The sequence below is a fragment of the Burkholderia sp. BCC1640 genome (assembly GCF_902833125.1).
GTDB classification, from domain to species: Bacteria; Pseudomonadota; Gammaproteobacteria; order Burkholderiales; family Burkholderiaceae; genus Burkholderia; species Burkholderia diffusa.
The window spans coordinates 18,087-34,973 of record NZ_CADFEF010000040.1; the positions used below are offsets into that span (position 1 = coordinate 18,087).

The following is a 16,887-nucleotide window of genomic DNA, read 5'->3' on the forward strand; positions in this document are numbered from 1 at the left end:
TGTCGAGGCATCCCCGCACACGACTGGAGGCACCATCGAGATGGAGCGAGACGAACTGATCGAACAAGCCAGGGCGGCGCGCGAACGCGCGTATGCGCCGTATTCGCGCTTCAAGGTCGGCGCTGCGCTGCAGGCGCGCGACGGAACGGTTTTTCACGGCTGCAACGTCGAGAACGCGTCGTACGGACTGTGCAATTGCGCGGAACGCACGGCGATGTTCGCGGCGATCGCCGCCGGTTATCGTCCGGGCGACTTCACGCGGCTCGCGGTGATCGGCGATACCGACGGCCCGATCGCGCCGTGCGGCGCGTGCCGTCAGGTGATCATCGAGATCGGCCGGCCCGATATCGAAGTGATCCTGGCCAACCTGAAAGGGGCCGTCGAGATTACGACGGCCCGCGCGTTGCTGCCCGGCGCGTTCAGCCTGTAGCGGAGCACGCCGCGGCACGCATCACGCGCCGTCGCGCGCGTCGCGGATCGGGATCACGGTGCGCGCGCCGCACTGGCGCAGCAGGTCGCGCAGTTCGTTGATGACCGGAAACACCTCGTGATTCCAGTCGGCGCCCTGCCGGTCGTGCGCTTCCTGCTCGCGCTCGACGATCCAGCGATCCTCGCGGAAGATCCGCTCGGTGAACCAGACGAGCAGAGGCCACGCGAGATCGAGCGCGAACGGGATGCCAGGCTTGTGGATCGACAGCAGTCCGAACGTGCGATTGGTTCGCTGCTCCGCATCGAGCGGCACATAGACGATCCACAGGTCCATCACGAGCGTGCCTTCGCTCGAGCGGATCTGCAGCGTCTGGTACGGGTAGCCGGTGCGCACCGTCATCACGCTTTTGTCGGCCTGGTCGCCGGGCTTCTTGCTCGAGCCGAACACGAGCGCCTCGCCGACCGGCTGCTTGCCTTCCATGCGCGCGAACGTGTAATCGACCTCGACCCAGTCGTCGCCGCGACGCCGGCCGAGTGCGCGCGCCCGCATCTGCCCCATCTGCTTGCGATGCAGGAACTGATGGTTCATGTCCATCAGGTTCTCGTGCATGAACGAGTAGTGGCACTTGACCTCGCGGCCGAAGCGGCGCGTCTTGAATGCACGGTCGTCCGCCGATTCGAGCGCGGGAAACGGGCGTTCGTCGGCGAGCGTCGCATCGCCGGGGAACACGAAGATCACCCCGTGCGCCTCGCGGCACGGATAGGCGCGCACGCCGTTGGGCAAACGCTCGCGGCCGAGGTAGGGCACGTCGACGCAGCGGCCGCTGTCGCACGCGTAGGTCCAGCCGTGGTAACAGCAGCGCAGCGTTTCGCCGCTCACGACGCCCGCATGCAGCGGCACCTGGCGGTGCGCGCAACGATCTTCGAGCGCGTACACGGCGCCGGATTCGGTCCGCACGAGCACGATCGGATCGCCGGCGAAGCGCACGCCGAGCGTCTTGCCGCGCTTCAGTTCGCGCGACCACGCGAGCGGATACCAGTGATCGGGATGGATGGGCACGCGGCGCAGGTCGCGCACGACCGCGCCGGTGGACGGTTCTTCAAGGGTGCCGCTGTCAGACAAAGGCACTGCGCGCATGCGTGACGCCTCCTGGCTGGACGGAAGGTCCGGACGCCGCAACACGCGGCGTGGCTTGGGAGAAGTCTACGCGAAGTTGCACCGCATGGCGGACGCGATGCGGGTTTGCACCGGCACGGCGGGTGCGGTTTGTTTGATGCGGCGCAATCCGCGGCACGGGCGGCGCGCGCGGCATGCGAGGCCGCCCGGCCTCGGCCGCGCAACGGGCCGCAGCCCGTCACGCGGCCGGTTGCCGGTCACGAGCGTGCGTCGCGCCACAGCACCGGGTCGGCGCGGTACAGCGCCGGGAAGTAGTGTTTCAGCCCGGCGACCTTCGGCAGGTCGTTGAACGCGATGTACGGCGCGTCGGGATGCAGTTCGAGGTAGTTCTGGTGATAGGCCTCGGCCGGGTAGAACCCCTTGTAGGCCTCGATACGCGTGACGACCGGCGCCGGAAACGCGTGCGCGGTGCCGAGCTGCGCGATGTACGCGGTCGCGACCGCGCGTTGCTGCGCGGTGGTCGGGAAGATCGCCGACCGGTACTGCGATCCTTCGTCGGGGCCTTGCCGGTTGAGCTGGGTCGGATCGTGCGCGACCGAGAAGAACACCTGCAGCAGCCGTCCGTAGGTGATCTGCGTCGGGTCGTAGACGATGCGTACCGATTCCGCGTGCCCCGTCAGCCCGGACCCGACGAGTGCGTAGTGCGCGGTTTCGGACGCGCCGCCAGCATAACCGGCCGTGACCTGCTTCACGCCCTTCACGTGCTCGAACACGCCCTGCACGCCCCAGAAACAGCCGCCGGCAAGCACGGCCGTCTCGTCGTGCGATGCGCCGGGCGTTTCGTCGAGGGTCGGCGCGGGCACGGTGCGCATCGGTTCGGCGGAGTTGACGATGCGCTGGTAGCCGAACACGGCGGCGGCCGCGACGGCGAGGGCGCCGATGCGGCGCAGCATCGCTGTGCGCCGTCGTGGCGTGGCGGCGCGGGTGGGTGTCGGGTTCATCGTTGGCTCCTTCGGAATGCGTTGGGGAAGACGGCGGTCGGGTGTCGCATTGGTGCGCGCTCAACCGAACGTGAATGCGTACGCATCGACGCCCGGATCGAGAAATTCGATCGCGAACGTGCGATCGGCGATCGCGCCGGGCTGACGGACGAGCTGGTACAGGCGCTGGCCGGTGACCGTGCCGTAGCCCTGCGCATCGACGTCGGCGCCGTGTGCGGCACCGGGCGCCGCGCCGTCGAGCGTCACGCGAAAGCGCACCGGCTTGCCGTCCGCACCCGGGCCGAGCACGAGGTGCAGGTCGCGCGCATGGAAGCGGTAGACGATCCGGCCGGACGGCGCGGCGAGCGACGCGCGCTCGGCGCCGACCTGCCAGGTGCCCGCGAAGCCCCAGTCGTTCAGGTCGGGGTGCGCGGGCGCGTCGTAGCGGTGTGCCGTGTCGCGCACCACGCCGCCCGGCGACGTGAAGTCGTCCGCGCGCGCATAGCCGACATAGGTTTCGGGCGAGCGGACATCGGCGCTGTCGGCCGCCGCGAGCGCGCCTTTCGCGGGCGCGCCGGCGAGCCCGAGCGGCACGTTCAGCGCTTCCGGGTGGCCGGCTTCGGCGAGCAGCGACTGGATCGCGCGTTCCGATTGCGCGTATTCGCCTTCGCCGAAGTGATGGCGGCGCACGCGTCCCTGCGCGTCGACGAAGTAGTGCGCGGGCCAGTATTCGTTGCTGAACGCGCGCCAGATCGTGTAGTGGTTGTCGATCGCGACAGGGAAGTCGATGCCGAGGTCGTGCACGGCCTTCTTCACGTTGCCGATGTCGCGCTCGAACGCGAACTCCGGTGCGTGCACGCCGATTACGACGAGACCGTACGGCGCGTACTTGCGTGCCCAGGCCGTCGTGTACGGCAGCGTGCGCAGGCAGTTGATGCACGAATAGGTCCAGAAGTCGACGAGCACGACCTTGCCGCGCAGGCCGGCCGCGGTCAGCGGCGGCGAATTCAGCCACTGCACGGCGCCGTCGAGCGACGGCAGCGTGCCTTCGACGGGCAGCGCGGCCGGCGCCTGCGGCGCGGGCGTGACCTCGGCCGCGCGCATCATCGCGCCGCCGGGCTGCGCGGCATCGGCCGTGGCGGCCATCATCGCGCCGTCCGAACCGTTCGCGGTGCGGTCTGCCGGGCCGTCCGCCGGCGAGCCCGTCGCGGTCATCGCCGCCGGCGCGCCGTTCGAGCGCCCGCCGAGCCGGTCGACGAGCTTCGCCTCGAGGCCGCCCGTCGTGACGGTCGACAGCTGCGCGAGCGCCCCCGTATCGAGGCCGAGCGCGATCGCGGCGACGCCCGCCAGCAGCGCGGCGCCGATCCCGCGCTTGATCCATTCGCCCGCGCCGAGCGAGCGCTTCATCGCGGCGAACACCTTGCCGCCGATCACGAGCGCCACGCCGAGCGACGTCGCCGCGCCGGCCGCGTACGCCACGAGCAGCAGCGTGGTGCCGACGCTCGCGCCGCGCAGCGCGGCGCCGGTCAGCACCAGCCCGAGGATCGGGCCGGCGCACGGCGCCCACAGCAGACCGGTGGCGACGCCGAGCACCAGCGACGGCAGCGGGCCGGCCGGGCGGCCGTCGCGCTGCGCGAGGCCGGTGAGGCGGTTGCCTGCGGCGACGAGCGGGCGCGTCAGGTGTTCGGCGAGGCGCGGCATCAGCAGCGTCAGGCCGAATACCGCGAGCAGCACGATGGCGGCCCAGCGGCCGGCTTGGTTGGCCTGCGCGACCCAGCCACCGCCGACGGCGGCGAGCGTGGCAACGACGGCGAACGTCAGCGCCATGCCAGCCAGCAGCGGCAGGCCGGTGCGCACGAACGGCTGGTCGGCGCGCGCGAAGACGAATGGCAGCACGGGCAGGATGCACGGGCTCAGGATCGTGAGCACGCCGCCGAGATAGGCGAGGACGATGAGCAGCATGATGCGTTCTCCAGTCGGTCGGGAGTGGGGCCGGATCAGGCGGCGGCCGGGTGGAAGGCGAGTGCGAGCCCGTTCATGCAGTAGCGCAGGCCGGTGGGCGGCGGGCCGTCGTCGAACACGTGGCCGAGATGGCCGCCGCAGCGGCGGCAGTGCACTTCGGTGCGGACCATCCCGAACGACGTGTCGGCGTCGGTCGCGACCGCGTGGTCGAGCGGCTTCCAGAAGCTCGGCCAGCCCGTGTGGCTGTCGAACTTGGTGGCCGACGAGAACAGCGCGAGGCCGCAGCCCGCGCACGCGAACGTGCCGGGGCGGTGCTCGTCGTTCAGCGGGCTGCTGTACGGCCGCTCGGTGCCGGCGTCGCGCAGGATCGCGTACTGGGCGGGCGTGAGCCGGCGATGCCATTCGGCGTCGCTGAGGGTGACCTCGTATGGCGCGGCCATCTTCGGCGCAGCCGTCGACGCGGCGAATGCGCGGCCGACCAGTGCGCGGCGGCCGGCCGACGACAGCGCCGCGAGCGTGGCGAGGCCGGTGGCGCCGGCGAACAGCAGCAGATGTCTGCGGGTGGGCATGATGGGCTCCTGGAAGCAGGTCCTGAAAACATGCGCCTATCGTAGACAGCGGCCGGTGTCGAAGTCCTCACGGAAAGTTAAAGGAATTGTGATTACTTTCCGGGTGTTCCGGTCAGTTCCGCAGAAACCCGTCAGAGCCCCGTCTGACAAGGGTTTTCGGGAAATTGGTGGTCCGCCCACTTCCGCGGAAATCCCGCACGAGCCGCAACTTTTTAGTGTCTTTTTAGTGTTCGTGGCGTGGGGTAGGCTCTGCTTAGGATGCGCGAGCCGACCTGATGACGCAAGCAAAGGAGGGTGATCATGGGTGCACTGACGGTCAGGCAAATCGAAGCTGCGAGGGCGACTGGAAAGCGGTATTTCCTGTCGGATGGGCGTGGACTGTTCCTGCGCGTCGGTCCGGCCGGCGGGAAGACCTGGTTTGTTCGCGTCAGCATCAATGGCAGGCAGTTCGACAAGCCGCTCGGCAAGGCGTGGGCACGCTCGACGACGGACGCGCAGTTGTCCCTCGAGGATGCACGCGTCGCAGCGGCGACGATTCGTTCACAAGCGCGTGACGGTGTGGACTATCTCGAAGTGAAGAAGCGTGAACGCCAGGCCAAGGTTGAAAAAGCGGCGATGGCGGACCTCACGTTCGGCGACTTATTCGATGCGTGGTTCGCGACCATCAACAAGAAGCGTGGCAAGAAAGGCCGAAAGGATGGCGGAAAGTCGCTTCGAGGGGCGATGGAAAAACATGTGCTGCCGTCTCTCCGTGCACACAGGATCGCAGGCGTGTTTGCGTCGAACGTTCTGCCGCTGCCTACCGCGATTTCCGATGTGGGACACAACCGCCAAGCGGTCGAGATGTTGATAACGATCAAGCAAATGATTCGATGGGGTGAACGTAACCAGCCGTGGAAGCGCTTGCTTATCGATTGTGATGTGCTCGCGCTTGCGAAAGAGGATGTCGTTTCAGGTGATTACGACCCGGTGCGCGGCAATGAGCGCAACCGGACGCTCACGGACGACGAAATCCGGTTACTCGGTGAACTGATTCCGGCCGCGCGGCTTCCACGTTCTATTGTGTCGGCGGTATGGGTGATGCTCGCGTGTGGAACACGCGTCGGCGAAACGCTCCTGACGCGTTGGACCGACCTTGACTTCAAAGCACGGACATGGACGATTCCAAAGGAACAGACGAAGTCGAGCGCGGCGATCACGATTCAACTGTCCGATTTCGTTCTCGCACAGTTTGCAGCGCAGCAGATCGTGCGCGCCGGCATACCCGAAGGCGATGCACGCTGCGAATACGTGTTTCCGTCGGAAAATGGCAAGCTGCCCCACGTCAGTATTCATACGGCCTGCGGGGCGATCCGTGACCGGCAACGCCCAAAGGATGCACCGACAGAAGGCCGTACAAGGGCAACCGATGCGCTCACTGTCCCGGGAGGCCAATGGAAATGTCATGACCTGCGCCGGACGTGCGGGACCATGATGCAGTCGCTCGGTATCCCGGAAAGCATCGTGCATCGATGCCTGAACCACGCGCGCAACGATCCGCTTGATCGGATTTATCTGCAGTTCGACTACGATGTGCAGATGCGCGACGCATGGCGGCGATGGGGCGCCCGTCTGTCAGAATTGCTTGGCACGAGTACGGAAAACGTACGGTTTCTGTTCGCGCCGTAATTTGGGAGCGTTTCCCTGCAGAGAGAAGAGGGAATACGTAACCTTAACAATAAGAATTATCAGGGTTACATTGACCTGCTCCCCGCGTGTGGAAAACTCTGCAACTGCGGGGGTTACCTGGTGGGTCTCTGCGAGCGATGGTTGTAGTCTGCTACCTTGGTGCACATCATTACTTCGAAGAAAACGAATAGCGGAAATTTCGGACTTGTCCCCGCTCGTCCGAACTGATCCGACTGCATCCATAAGTCATTGAATTTTAATGACTATTCCGCGTCGCGTGGTGCCTCGGTTAGCGCATTGGCGCTTGCCTACGCGTGCCTAAACTTGTCGCATCGGCGTAGGTTTATGTGATGTAGCGCAGAAAACCTACGCCGAGTATGCTTCTCTCGAGAAAACCTACGCCGAGGGAAGAATGCGGTTCGATGCACGTGTCGCGGCCAAGCTGCCGAGTGGCGAGCACCTGACCTTTGAGGGGTTTCCGGGGTTACGCCTCCAGGCGTCGACGAGCCGCAAGTCGTGGACGTATCGTTACAAGTCGCCGGTCGACGGCCACATGCGACAGGTAAAGCTCGGCGAATGGCCGGCGATGGCGTTTGCCGCCGCAATCGCAGCGTGGGAAAAGAGTCGTGTCGAACGCGATTCTGGCACTGAGCTTTCAGCGCTTCGCCGAAAGCGAGATAAAGCGATTGCTCGCCCGTCACCGGCCGACTACTCAGTCGGACAGGTGTGTCGCGACTATCTCGAAGGGTATGTAGAAGTAAATCGGAAGACCAAGGGAGCGGTTGAGGTCGCACGTATATTCAAGGCGATGTTGGGGCCTATTGCAGATGTGAGCGCAGCGGCTATCACACGCGCCCAGGCATTCGACTTACTCGACTCGTATCGGTCAACGCCTATGCTTGCGGCGCGCCTTCGTATGGAGCTTGGCTGTGCCTGGCACTACGCGCTTGATGCCGGGCGCCTTCCCGAAAATACGCCGAACTGGTGGCGGGAAGTGCTGCGGGGGCGATTGAAGAGCAAAGGGCGCAAGGTCGAGGGGAAATACACGGGGACACAGAAGCGGGTGCTCTCGCCGGACGAACTCGGCACATTGATCCGATGGATGCCGAACTTCAGTTTGACTGTCGCTGATGCGTTGACGCTCTATCTTTGGACCGGTACGCGGGGCGGCGAAATTGTCGCTATGGAGCGTACCGAGATAACAGAGGAAGACGACGGTTTCTGGTGGACCATTCCGAAGGAAAAGACTAAGGGATTGCATAACGAGAGAGCGACAGATCTACGCGTGCCGCTCATAGGGCGTGCTGAGGTCGTTGTGCGACGACGTCTCGATCAGGCCAAGGGAGCCTTTCTGTTTGAATCGTCGCGCGGATCATCGATGGACCAAACCGTGGTCCAGCACGGCGTCTACTATCATCAGCCATATTGCAAGATCGCGCCGAAGCATGAGCGGCTGCGTTTACCCGTCACGCATTGGTCAGCTCATGACCTTCGACGCACAACGCGGACGTTGCTTGCGACGCTGGGATGCCCAAATGATATCGCCGAGGTCGTCCTCGGGCATGTACAGCCTGGAATCATCGGCATCTATAACCGTCATACCTATGACAAGGAACGGCGCGAATGGCTCACGCAGCTATCACATCGTCTCGAAGCGATCGCGGCGACGTATCCTGCGAAGAAGCAAATCGCCGGTGCTGCTTGATCGAACTTCATTGAGCTTCAAATAAGAAAGATCGACCGCAGAGGACAGCTCGGTAAGGATTTTTGATTCAACTTCTTTTGGGAAAGGATTGCTTTGGAACTTCGAGGAAATCCGTCTTCCGATCGGTGCACCGCCAAACGGAATGTTGTTCCTAGTAGTGCGCTTGCCCCGTTCGGCAAATTCCTACTAAATTCGAATGTACGTGTTCGATCGCAAGTACGAAGTGCTCTCGAAATTTCATTGACTCCCCGGTTGTTCATGTTCGCAATGCCTCTCTGCGGAAAAGGAGTCGACGGGAACAGATGAAAGGTGAAGTCGAGATGAAGATCTGTTTCTCTTTGAAGGAAGTAGTCGCGGCGCTCTCGCTATCACCGGCGACTGTACAGAAACTCGTACGCGAGAATGCCTTCCCTAAGCCGCGATTACTATCAGGCCGGAGGGTAGGATGGCTCACACATGAAGTTCAGAAGTGGGCTGACGCTCGTCCGGTTGCCGACCTGCTGCCGCCTGAGAATTCCGGTGTTAGGAAGCGGCCAGCTCCTTAAGCCGATCGCCTGGCTGCGTGAGCCATTCTGTGCCAGCCCTCACCTCCATCAGTGGTGCTGGCCTTCGCCTCAAGGCTTCTCATCGGTCGAGTCACTGATATTGCTTTGGCTGGGTACAAACATGAAAAAATGGAGGTCTCGTCTGCACGATAGCCGTTGATTTGCTAGGCTCCGGCGTTCCACATCGCGATGGTTCCTTGGTGGTCGAGCATGTATATAGCGTAATCGGTGATCGGTTTGACGGCCGCCTGAAATTCCATCTCGGCAAGGTTTGGGGGCCACGCGATGACAACTGAATACCTTGGCTCAATGCTTGTGCTTGATGCGGGCGGCAACATCATTCTGGATTCTGCCAACGACGTGCCGCGTCAAGACAATTTCTCGGATCGCAAGTACTTCACCGTGCATCGTGACAACCCAAGCGTAGGACTCTATATCAGCAACCCGTTTGCGTTGCACTGCGTGGCGGATCGCTCAGCATCGCGCTCACGCGAAGAGTTTCAAACCCAGACGGCTCGTTTGCCTGAATCGCGCTCATTGCGATCAACCTCGAGTATTTCCGTCAGCTGTTTGCCGGTCTGTCGCTCGGGCAGTATGGCTCGATGTCGCTGATCGGAAATGACGACATCATTGAGATGCGTCATCCATACTACGTGCGCATCATCGGCCGCAACATTAGTAAAGCTGCGACTTACCAGTTGAATGTGAACCCGGTCCCGACGTGTGGGCGGCGGCAGGTGCCGGGCATTGACACGCGTGGCATCGCTAGCGCAAACGGCAGTCGCTATCCACTGCCAAGCCACGCGCGCCGCCGAGTTGCTGGAAGAAGCGTTCGCCCGCTACGGACTGCCGGACATCGTGAACACCGATCAGGGTAGCCAGTTCACGGCGGGCGCGTTCACCGAGGCGATGCTGAGCCGGGGCGTGCGGCTGTCGATGGACGGCAAGGGAAGCTGGCGCGACAACGTGTTCGTCGAGCGAGTCTGGCGCAGCATCAAGTACGAGGAGGTCCATCTGAAGGCATACGAGTCGGTCAGCCATGCCCGGCATTCCATCGGCGATTACATTGACCTGTACAACCGGAAACGGCCCCATTCAAGCCTGGCTGATCAAACGCCGGATGAAGCATACTTCGCGACGCTGCCTGCGATTAAATCGGCAGCATGACTGCCGCGGATGTTCCACTTAAAAATCTCAGAAACCTGTCCGAACGAGCGAGGCCACCATCTCGATGGGATGCGCAGCAACGTCCGGCGTACAGGATCCCGAATTTGATCCAGGAGACGGAAACACCACCTCCAGTGTTTCAAATTACAGAAGTCCGCCGCTCATTTGAACCATGAAACGATCATCATAGCTGCAGCTAGTGAATTCAATGCTGCTTGCAGCAGGTTTCCGGCATTCAATCTTCGGCGTTGCTCTCGTAAGTGAACGTCATCGTCACGTTCGGCTGCCCTTATGCTTTTGTAAATCGGGAGCTTGACGAGTTTTGATATGAGTCCACCTGCCAGCCATAGCGCGAGTCCTGCGCTGATCCAGCGATTTCCAAATCCATAAAAGTAGTAATAGGGAATAGCGCCGATCAGCGGGACGTTCAGGGCAATGATCATGAACGGCGATTTGGTTGAGTGTCGTACCAGGGATCCTACGAAGTCTTTGAAGGTCGCTGCGTCCATGTCGTTCATGACATGCCGAAGCACGCCAGCAATGAAAATCAAGAGCGTCGCGTTCACGACCATGGACGCTAGTAGCAGGACCTCAGCCAGCGCTTGGTTCATTTTTGATCCTCTAAGCGGATAGTTCGAACGGGGCGCTCGCCGAGCAGGCCACGTATCGGGTTGATCAGCGCGATTCGGTGGCGCGGTAGAAAAGCGTGCATGCAGTGTACCGCCTGGATGGCCTGTTGCTCGACCGATTTCCGGCATGAAGCGCATCGTGGGTCGGCTGGCAGCTTCGACTACCGCCTCTGCATCGTTGCGATCGTTCTTACTTGTCTTGACGAACGGTACAGCATATTGCGGACTGATTTGCCGAACTTCGGTCCGATCGACTGCAAACACCTCGCCCAGTGATGGGCAGTCGTGCATGCTTCCATGACAACCATTTTGGAGTTCAATGTGCGCGCGGTTTCGGAGAAGAAGCTCCGTGAGACCTTCGATCGATGCACGACACGGCCTCAACAATCCGCGCCGTGGAGCTGGAAGGTCTGCTTTGCAAGATCGATGCCGAGAACGTCGATTTCCATGATGAACTTCCGCACGTCTGGGTGAGTGCGTCAGTGTCCCCCGAAGGGAGGCGCCGGGTCCATACATGCACTAAAAGGACGATTACCCCTCGCGGCAAAGGCCACTCACCCTGGATTCGAAGGCACGGCAAATAGCCATCTGAAATGGCCGACTGTCGAGTTGCCCGTGCCCCTCGACCGCATTTTCGATGTTGACGCCGTGATCGTTACTCATACTCATCTCGATCGCTGGAATGATGCGGCCAAGTCCCTGATCCCAAAAAGGGTCTTCCGGTATTTGTGCAGCATGATCAAGATGCCGACATCGTGAAGGCTTCGGGATTCACGGATGTCCGCGTGCTCACGGACAACACGTCGTTCAGCGGACTCACGCCCATTAAGACACCCGGTCAGCACGGGTCGGACGAAGCGATTCACGCTATTGGCGATCTGCTGGGTCAGGCGAGTGCTGTTGTCTTCAAGCATCCCGCAGAAAAGACGCTGTATCTGGCGGGAGACACTGTCTGCAATCAATACGTTGAAAGCTGCCTGTGAACCTATCAGCCCGATGCCATCATCCAGATGGTGACCTCACTCGTTCGGATAGGTTTCTGAGATTTTTAAGTGGAACGTCCGAGGCAGTCATGCTGCCGACTTAATCGCAGGCAGCATCGCGAAGTATGCCTCATCCGGCGTCTGATCCGCCAGGCTCGAATGGGGCCGTTTCCGATGGTACAACTCGATGTAATCACCGATGGAGCGCCGGGCATGGCTGACCGACTCGTAGGCCTTCAGGTAGCCCGCGCTTGGCATTGCCGTGTGCTCGAACGCCATACATGTGCCCGTGCGTCCAGTTTCTATGCGCGCGATACGGATCCATCGGGGTCTATCGAGCGGGTTATTGCACTGGCATCAACTTGCATCACATCGGTGGATTCGCCCAACCGGCCGGCCGCGGTGTCGCAGAGCCGTCGGTCACGGTCGCCAGCAGGTCCACGTCCTGCGGCGAGAAGATGCAGTACGTGGCGACGCCCTCGGGCGCGTAGCCGAGCGCCTCGCCCGCGCTCACGCGTGTCCCGTGCCACGCGTCGCAGTCAGGCCGTGGGCCGAACCGGTGCGAATACGCGAAGCGTGCGCCCGTTTCGCCGAGATCCTTCGTCTGATAGCAGATGCGGCGCGTGGCGCGCGCCAGAGCCGAAATGATCGCGCTCGTGTAGGCGCCGTGCAGGTCGATCACCGCATCGTAGCGGTGCCTCCGCCGTGCGCCTATCGACGCCGAGATCGCCTTCAGGTTGCCGCGATTGCGCAGCTTCTTGAAACGGCGCAGCGGCGCGCAGAGCACGTGGCTCACGCCCAGGTGCCAGCGCACGACCTCCGCGCACGACTCGCCCACTGCCCAATCGACCGTCACGCCCGGAAAAGCACGATGGAGGTCCGCGACGACTGGCGACGTCACTTTCACGATCAAAATGCGCTTCATTGCAATCATAATTTTTGCGGGCTGTGTCACATAATGGATACATTGAACTCGCCGTCCGCGAGGTCAGAACGCCGCCGATGATGTTGTCGCTCGCTGGGCCGGGCGAGCGCAGGGCGATTCCGACCCCGACGGGACCGTTTGACGTCGGGACAGGTTTCGCGCGTTAGTGTAGCTGGCACGATGTTGTTGGCCCCATCGGTCGGCTCTGGCCCGGTTTAACGAGTTCGTGTCTACGCGAAGCTGCGTTCTTCCAGCGCGAAGTTCAGTGTTTGCGGCGTCCACGCAGTCAAAATGATCGCTAGCACACTGATTTCACCGTCAGCGAGGTGTCCGTCCGCTGACGCGACGGCTAGGCACATCTCGATGATCCTCACCCGCAGATCGGGATCGTGGATTTCCGCGAGCAGCGTCTCGAGCGTAGCTTGATTGAGATGGCCGGACATCGTGCTCGACGAAACATGGCCGACCTCCCGGTTCTCACATACGGTCTGGATAATTTGTGCAAATTCGGTCGACTCGATCCCGAGTCTGCAATTGATCTCGAGCTCCTCTAGAAGCCGTTCATCGCTGGGATCGATGTGTCCGTCCGCAATTAGCACCAGCGCAACGATGCGTACGGCCGTCTGGGCGCTGTCGCGGGGGCGGGTTCTCATTCTGTCGTTCCTTTGCGGAATCATTCCGCGTAGTTGAAGAATTGACAGTTTCGAGGGTCTGGACGATCGGAAAAATTAGTTAATTTTGTACGAAAGCTTCGTGAAAACTGAAGTGATACGGTTGGCTTCGAGAAGGATTCGAGCCCAAGCCTTGATGGCGAACCCCACGCGGAAACAAGGCGGACCAGAAGTGACTGGTAGCGTTACAGGGCCAGCTGCAGCGACAACCTCCGCTCATCGATGTCCGTGGGGAATGGAGCGGGCGAAAGGCGGAACGAGCGCGGAAGTTGGACGTGCATCCCTCGTAAGATGCGTCGCTTGGAGTGACTTGGCGTTGTCCAAATTCTCCTGTCACGCCCGAATCCCTGAGGTTCTTGGTAATCAGGAACTAAGCGCCGCAGGCCTCTTGCTGCAGGTTTGAATCGTGGCTCGCGAACAGCGCTGTGTTGCGCCACATACGTTCGATGAGCGCATCGCCCACTGCAAGGATCGCTCAGACATATCCTAGCGGGCTCATCTTCCACGGCGCGGTCTACCAGTCTAGAAACAATTCGTCGAGACCGCTTGGGAGAAGTGCCAGTGGAGTGGGCCACGCCTCTGGTTAGCCAGGCGCGAGCAGCACTCGAGTCACCAAGCCTTCTCCGTGTTCGTCGTTGTCGAAATGGCTGGTTGCCCGATACGGCGCTATTGGGGCGTTGACATAGGCCTTCGCGATGTCGCGCCTGGTGACGACTCTAGTGCGCGGCAAGTGACCCCATTATTCTTCCAAAGTTTCCCCACTTGCGGACAATGCCGCCCCGTGACGTGGCAATTTACCTTCGCAAACGGTGAAAACTTTATTTTGATCTACGGGTGCCGGGGTTGCGGCAGCGAGCTGTTGCACGATGAGCGTCGGAGCGGAATTGCTAAAAGATTCCGAATTGTGGGATATGTGCATCATGCTGAATGCAAGTTGGAAGTTGTTGAGGGCAGGAGATTATTGAAAATTCGGCATAAATAAAGGGTAAACGTTAGTCTATCTGGGATGGGGGTTGCGGTTTGATGGATTTGACAAATCCCGCATGACGGGACTAAAGTCAACTTCACTTCATTCAAACCGTCGAGCGGCCGCATGAACATCCCACAGTTGGACACCGATACCGGAACACGAAGCGGCGCGAGCGTCGTGCTCGAGACGGCGCGCGACGCCGGCGTCGACGTCTGTTTCGCCAATCCCGGCACCACCGAGATGCCGTTCGTCGGCGCGCTCGACACCGTGGCGGGCGTGCGCTCGATCCTCGGGCTGTTCGAGGGCGTTTGCACGGGCGCCGCGGACGGCTACGGCCGCATGGCCGGCAAACCGGCGATGACGCTGCTGCATCTCGGGCCCGGCCACGCGAACGGCGTCGCCAACCTGCACAACGCGCGCCGCGCCCGCACGCCGATCCTGAACATCGTCGGCGATCACACCCGCGACCACCTGAAGTACGACGCGCCGCTCACGTCCGATATCGAGTCACTCGCGCGCCCGGTGTCGGTGTGGTACCGCAGCGTGGCGCGCGACATGGATCTCGCAACCGATACGGCCGACGCGATCTCTGCCGCGATGGGCGCGCAGCGCGGCGTCGCGACGCTCGTGCTGCCGGTCGATCTGCAGTCGGCGAAGGTGCACGACGCGGCGTCGCCCGCCGTCGTTCGCCCGGCCGCGGTGTCGTTCGATCGCGCACGGGTCGAGCGGGTCGCCGATCTGCTGCTCAGTGTCCATCGCGCGGTGCTGTTGATGGGCGGCCGCGCGCTGTCGGCGCGCGGGCAGCGCGCGGCGGCGCGCATCGCGGCGGCGACCGGCGCGACCTGCTTCAGCGAAACCTTCCCGGCGCACGCGGAGCGCGGCGGCGGCCTGCCGGACATCGACCGCCTGCCTTATTTCCCCGAGCCGGCGCTGGCCGCGCTGGCCGACCGGCGCGTGGTGCTGGCGGGCGCGCTCGCACCCGTCACCTACTTCGGCTACGAAGGCATTCCGGGCGAACTCGCGCGTCCCGAGGACATCGTCACACTGGCCGAACCGGGCGACGCGGCGGACGAAGCACTGGAAGCGCTGGCCGATCGTATCGGCGCACCGGGCAACGCAGGCGGCGTGCGGGTCGAGCGTTGGGATGTGGAGGAAGGGCCGTTGACACCGCAGGCCGTCGGCCGCGTGCTGGCGAATGCATTGCCCGACGACGCGATCGTGTCGATCGAGGGCGGCACGTGCGGTTATCCGTTCGTGACCGCGTCGGCGCGCGCGCGCCGTCACACGATCCTCACGAATACGGGCGGCGCGATCGGCCAGGGCTTGCCGGTGGCGCTCGGCGCCGCGGTCGCGTGCCCGGAACGCCGCGTATTCGCGCTGCAGTCCGACGGCAGCGCGCAGTACACGATCCAGGCGCTGTGGACGATGGCGCGCGAGCGTTTGCCGATCGTCATGCTGATCGCATCGAACCGGCGCTACGGCATCCTGCAGACCGAACTCGCGCGCAGCGGCCTGCCGGCCGACACGCCGCATGCCAGCCGCCTGACGCTGCTGGACGATCCGCCGATCGACTGGCTCGCGCTGTCGCGCGGCTACGGCGTGCCAGCCGAGCGCGCGAGCACCGTGCAAGCGTTGTCGCAAGCGCTCGATGCCGCGCTCGCCCACGCCGACGGGCCGAGGCTCATCGAAATGTGCCTGTCCTGATCGCGCAACCCGCTGTTCCCTTCAATCCCGACTCTCACCTTTCATCGCTATGGATCTGCAACTCCACGGAAAAGCCGCGTTCATCACCGGCGGCAGCATGGGCATCGGCAAGGCGGTCGCGCTCGAGCTGGCCCGCGAAGGCGTCAACGTCACGATTGCCGCGCGACGCATGGAACACCTCGAAGCGGCCGCCGCCGAGATTCGCGCGGCGCTCGCGCCGCTGGGCAACGCGGCCGGGGCCATTCTGCCCGTCACGGTGGACACGACCGACATGGCGTCCGTCGAAGCGGCGATGGCCGCGAGCGTCGAGCGCTTCGGCCGGCTCGACATCCTGCTGAACGGCGCCGCGCATCCGGGCGGCCTCGTGCGGGCGGAGCTAGAACACGCCGACCCGCAGGGGCTGCTGCAGGACATCGATATCAAGGTGGTCGGCTACCTGCGTTGCGCGAAGGCGGCCGCGCCCTACATGCGGCGCCACGGCTTCGGCCGGATCGTCAATATCGGCGGCCTGACGGGCCGCGGCAGCAAGCAGCTGTCCGGCATGCGCAACGTGGCGATCGTGCACCTGACCAAGACGCTGTCCGACCAGCTCGGCCCGTTCGGCATCACGGTCAACACGATTCACCCGGGCGTCGTCGAGACGCCGCACATCCACGAACTCTACGAGAAAGAGGCGCAGAAGCAGGGGCTCACGGCCGCGGAGGTCGAGGCGAACTACGTGAAGGTCACGCCGATCCGGCGCGTGCTGCAGCCGGAAGAAATGGGGTGGATCGTCGCGTTTCTCGCGTCGCCGAAATCCGCCTCGATCACCGGCGAGTCGATCGGCTGCGACGGTGGGCTCACGCGCGGCATTTTTCTCTGAC

13 protein-coding genes and 5 pseudogenes are annotated in these 16,887 nt (G+C 63.0%); 9 read left to right on the forward strand and 9 right to left on the reverse strand.

The features are described from left to right. Positions 1 to 40 precede the first annotated feature (40 nt). Positions 41 to 430 carry a cytidine deaminase gene (locus HWX25_RS29835; RefSeq protein WP_059534451.1) on the forward strand — a complete coding sequence of 130 codons (390 nt, stop codon included), beginning with the start codon at positions 41 to 43 and terminating at the stop codon, positions 428 to 430. Positions 431 to 451: 21 nt separating this feature from the next. Here the strand turns inward: HWX25_RS29835 and HWX25_RS29840 are convergent, their stop codons facing one another. From HWX25_RS29840 to msrB, 4 genes are all read right to left on the reverse strand, one after another. Beyond that, a complete protein-coding gene (locus HWX25_RS29840) occupies positions 452 to 1,567 on the reverse strand; it encodes an aromatic ring-hydroxylating dioxygenase subunit alpha (RefSeq protein ID WP_059819773.1) in 1,116 nt (371 codons plus the stop codon). 236 nt (positions 1,568 to 1,803) lie between these two features. Then, the gene (msrA, locus tag HWX25_RS29845) at positions 1,804 to 2,547 is read right to left on the reverse strand and encodes a peptide-methionine (S)-S-oxide reductase MsrA (RefSeq protein WP_059534445.1); all 744 of its coding nucleotides are present in this window, start codon (positions 2,545 to 2,547) and stop codon (positions 1,804 to 1,806) included. Between the two features lie 60 nt (positions 2,548 to 2,607). Continuing rightward, entirely contained in the window at positions 2,608 to 4,488 is a 1,881-nt protein-coding gene (locus tag HWX25_RS29850; protein WP_175912078.1) for a cytochrome c biogenesis protein DipZ, read from the reverse strand. Between the two features lie 35 nt (positions 4,489 to 4,523). Continuing rightward, the gene (gene msrB, locus HWX25_RS29855; RefSeq protein WP_059534441.1) at positions 4,524 to 5,057 is read right to left on the reverse strand and encodes a peptide-methionine (R)-S-oxide reductase MsrB; all 534 of its coding nucleotides are present in this window, start codon (positions 5,055 to 5,057) and stop codon (positions 4,524 to 4,526) included. Between the two features lie 300 nt (positions 5,058 to 5,357). Between msrB and HWX25_RS29860 the strand changes: the two genes are divergently transcribed. The 5 genes and pseudogenes from HWX25_RS29860 to HWX25_RS29880 form a co-directional block, all read left to right on the forward strand. Beyond that, complete coding sequence (locus HWX25_RS29860) at positions 5,358 to 6,725, forward strand: site-specific integrase (RefSeq protein WP_175912080.1); 1,368 nt, start codon at positions 5,358 to 5,360, stop codon at positions 6,723 to 6,725. A 412-nt stretch (positions 6,726 to 7,137) separates the two neighbouring features. Continuing rightward, a complete protein-coding gene (locus tag HWX25_RS29865) occupies positions 7,138 to 8,430 on the forward strand; it encodes a tyrosine-type recombinase/integrase (RefSeq protein ID WP_175912082.1) in 1,293 nt (430 codons plus the stop codon). A 320-nt stretch (positions 8,431 to 8,750) separates the two neighbouring features. Then, positions 8,751 to 8,975: an AlpA family phage regulatory protein gene (locus HWX25_RS29870; RefSeq protein WP_175912113.1), complete on the forward strand. Its 225-nt coding sequence runs from the start codon at positions 8,751 to 8,753 to the stop codon at positions 8,973 to 8,975. A gap of 279 nt (positions 8,976 to 9,254) precedes the next feature. Beyond that, positions 9,255 to 9,673: pseudogene (locus HWX25_RS29875) on the forward strand (diguanylate cyclase); the annotation flags it as partial. Between the two features lie 115 nt (positions 9,674 to 9,788). Then, positions 9,789 to 10,142 (forward strand): annotated as a pseudogene (locus HWX25_RS29880) (integrase core domain-containing protein); the annotation flags it as partial. Between the two features lie 161 nt (positions 10,143 to 10,303). On the opposite strand, the gene HWX25_RS29885 reads toward HWX25_RS29880, so the two are convergent. Both HWX25_RS29885 and HWX25_RS33560 read right to left on the reverse strand, forming a co-directional pair. After that, positions 10,304 to 10,753 (reverse strand): hypothetical protein, encoded by a 450-nt coding sequence (locus HWX25_RS29885; RefSeq protein ID WP_175912086.1) that lies wholly within the window; start codon positions 10,751 to 10,753, stop codon positions 10,304 to 10,306. Between the two features lie 26 nt (positions 10,754 to 10,779). Beyond that, positions 10,780 to 11,220: pseudogene (locus HWX25_RS33560) on the reverse strand (transposase); the annotation flags it as partial. Between the two features lie 279 nt (positions 11,221 to 11,499). Here HWX25_RS33560 and HWX25_RS29890 point away from each other — a divergent pair. Beyond that, on the forward strand, positions 11,500 to 11,754 hold the full coding sequence (locus HWX25_RS29890) for a hypothetical protein (RefSeq protein ID WP_175912088.1): 255 nt from the start codon (positions 11,500 to 11,502) through the stop codon (positions 11,752 to 11,754). Between the two features lie 87 nt (positions 11,755 to 11,841). Here HWX25_RS29890 and HWX25_RS29895 read toward each other — a convergent pair. The 3 genes and pseudogenes from HWX25_RS29895 to HWX25_RS29905 all read right to left on the reverse strand — a co-directional run. After that, a pseudogene (locus HWX25_RS29895) lies at positions 11,842 to 11,997 on the reverse strand (integrase core domain-containing protein); the annotation flags it as partial. Between the two features lie 166 nt (positions 11,998 to 12,163). Beyond that, positions 12,164 to 12,679 (reverse strand): annotated as a pseudogene (locus HWX25_RS29900) (lipopolysaccharide heptosyltransferase I); the annotation flags it as partial. A 230-nt stretch (positions 12,680 to 12,909) separates the two neighbouring features. Further along, the gene (locus HWX25_RS29905) at positions 12,910 to 13,332 is read right to left on the reverse strand and encodes a TerB family tellurite resistance protein (RefSeq protein ID WP_175912094.1); all 423 of its coding nucleotides are present in this window, start codon (positions 13,330 to 13,332) and stop codon (positions 12,910 to 12,912) included. 1,111 nt (positions 13,333 to 14,443) lie between these two features. On the opposite strand from HWX25_RS29905, the gene HWX25_RS29910 reads away from it, so the two are divergent. Together HWX25_RS29910 and HWX25_RS29915 are read left to right on the forward strand one after the other, a co-directional pair. Beyond that, complete coding sequence (locus HWX25_RS29910; RefSeq protein WP_175912096.1) at positions 14,444 to 16,024, forward strand: acetolactate synthase large subunit; 1,581 nt, start codon at positions 14,444 to 14,446, stop codon at positions 16,022 to 16,024. 49 nt (positions 16,025 to 16,073) lie between these two features. Then, a complete protein-coding gene (locus HWX25_RS29915; RefSeq protein ID WP_175912098.1) occupies positions 16,074 to 16,886 on the forward strand; it encodes an SDR family oxidoreductase in 813 nt (270 codons plus the stop codon). Position 16,887 lies beyond the last annotated feature (1 nt).

Excerpts from the sequence above, each read along its gene's own strand:
- HWX25_RS29835 (WP_059534451.1), top strand. The coding sequence starts at position 41 with ATGGAGCGAGACGAACTGATCGAACAAGCCAGGGCGGCGCGCGAACGC.
- HWX25_RS29840 (WP_059819773.1), bottom strand. The coding sequence starts at position 1,567 with ATGCGCGCAGTGCCTTTGTCTGACAGCGGCACCCTTGAAGAACCGTCC.
- msrA (WP_059534445.1), bottom strand. The coding sequence starts at position 2,547 with ATGAACCCGACACCCACCCGCGCCGCCACGCCACGACGGCGCACAGCG.
- HWX25_RS29850 (WP_175912078.1), bottom strand. The coding sequence starts at position 4,488 with ATGCTGCTCATCGTCCTCGCCTATCTCGGCGGCGTGCTCACGATCCTG.
- msrB (WP_059534441.1), bottom strand. The coding sequence starts at position 5,057 with ATGCCCACCCGCAGACATCTGCTGCTGTTCGCCGGCGCCACCGGCCTC.
- HWX25_RS29860 (WP_175912080.1), top strand. The coding sequence starts at position 5,358 with ATGGGTGCACTGACGGTCAGGCAAATCGAAGCTGCGAGGGCGACTGGA.
- HWX25_RS29865 (WP_175912082.1), top strand. The coding sequence starts at position 7,138 with ATGCGGTTCGATGCACGTGTCGCGGCCAAGCTGCCGAGTGGCGAGCAC.
- HWX25_RS29870 (WP_175912113.1), top strand. The coding sequence starts at position 8,751 with ATGAAGATCTGTTTCTCTTTGAAGGAAGTAGTCGCGGCGCTCTCGCTA.
- HWX25_RS29885 (WP_175912086.1), bottom strand. The coding sequence starts at position 10,753 with ATGAACCAAGCGCTGGCTGAGGTCCTGCTACTAGCGTCCATGGTCGTG.
- HWX25_RS29905 (WP_175912094.1), bottom strand. The coding sequence starts at position 13,332 with ATGAGAACCCGCCCCCGCGACAGCGCCCAGACGGCCGTACGCATCGTT.
- HWX25_RS29910 (WP_175912096.1), top strand. The coding sequence starts at position 14,444 with ATGAACATCCCACAGTTGGACACCGATACCGGAACACGAAGCGGCGCG.
- HWX25_RS29915 (WP_175912098.1), top strand. The coding sequence starts at position 16,074 with ATGGATCTGCAACTCCACGGAAAAGCCGCGTTCATCACCGGCGGCAGC.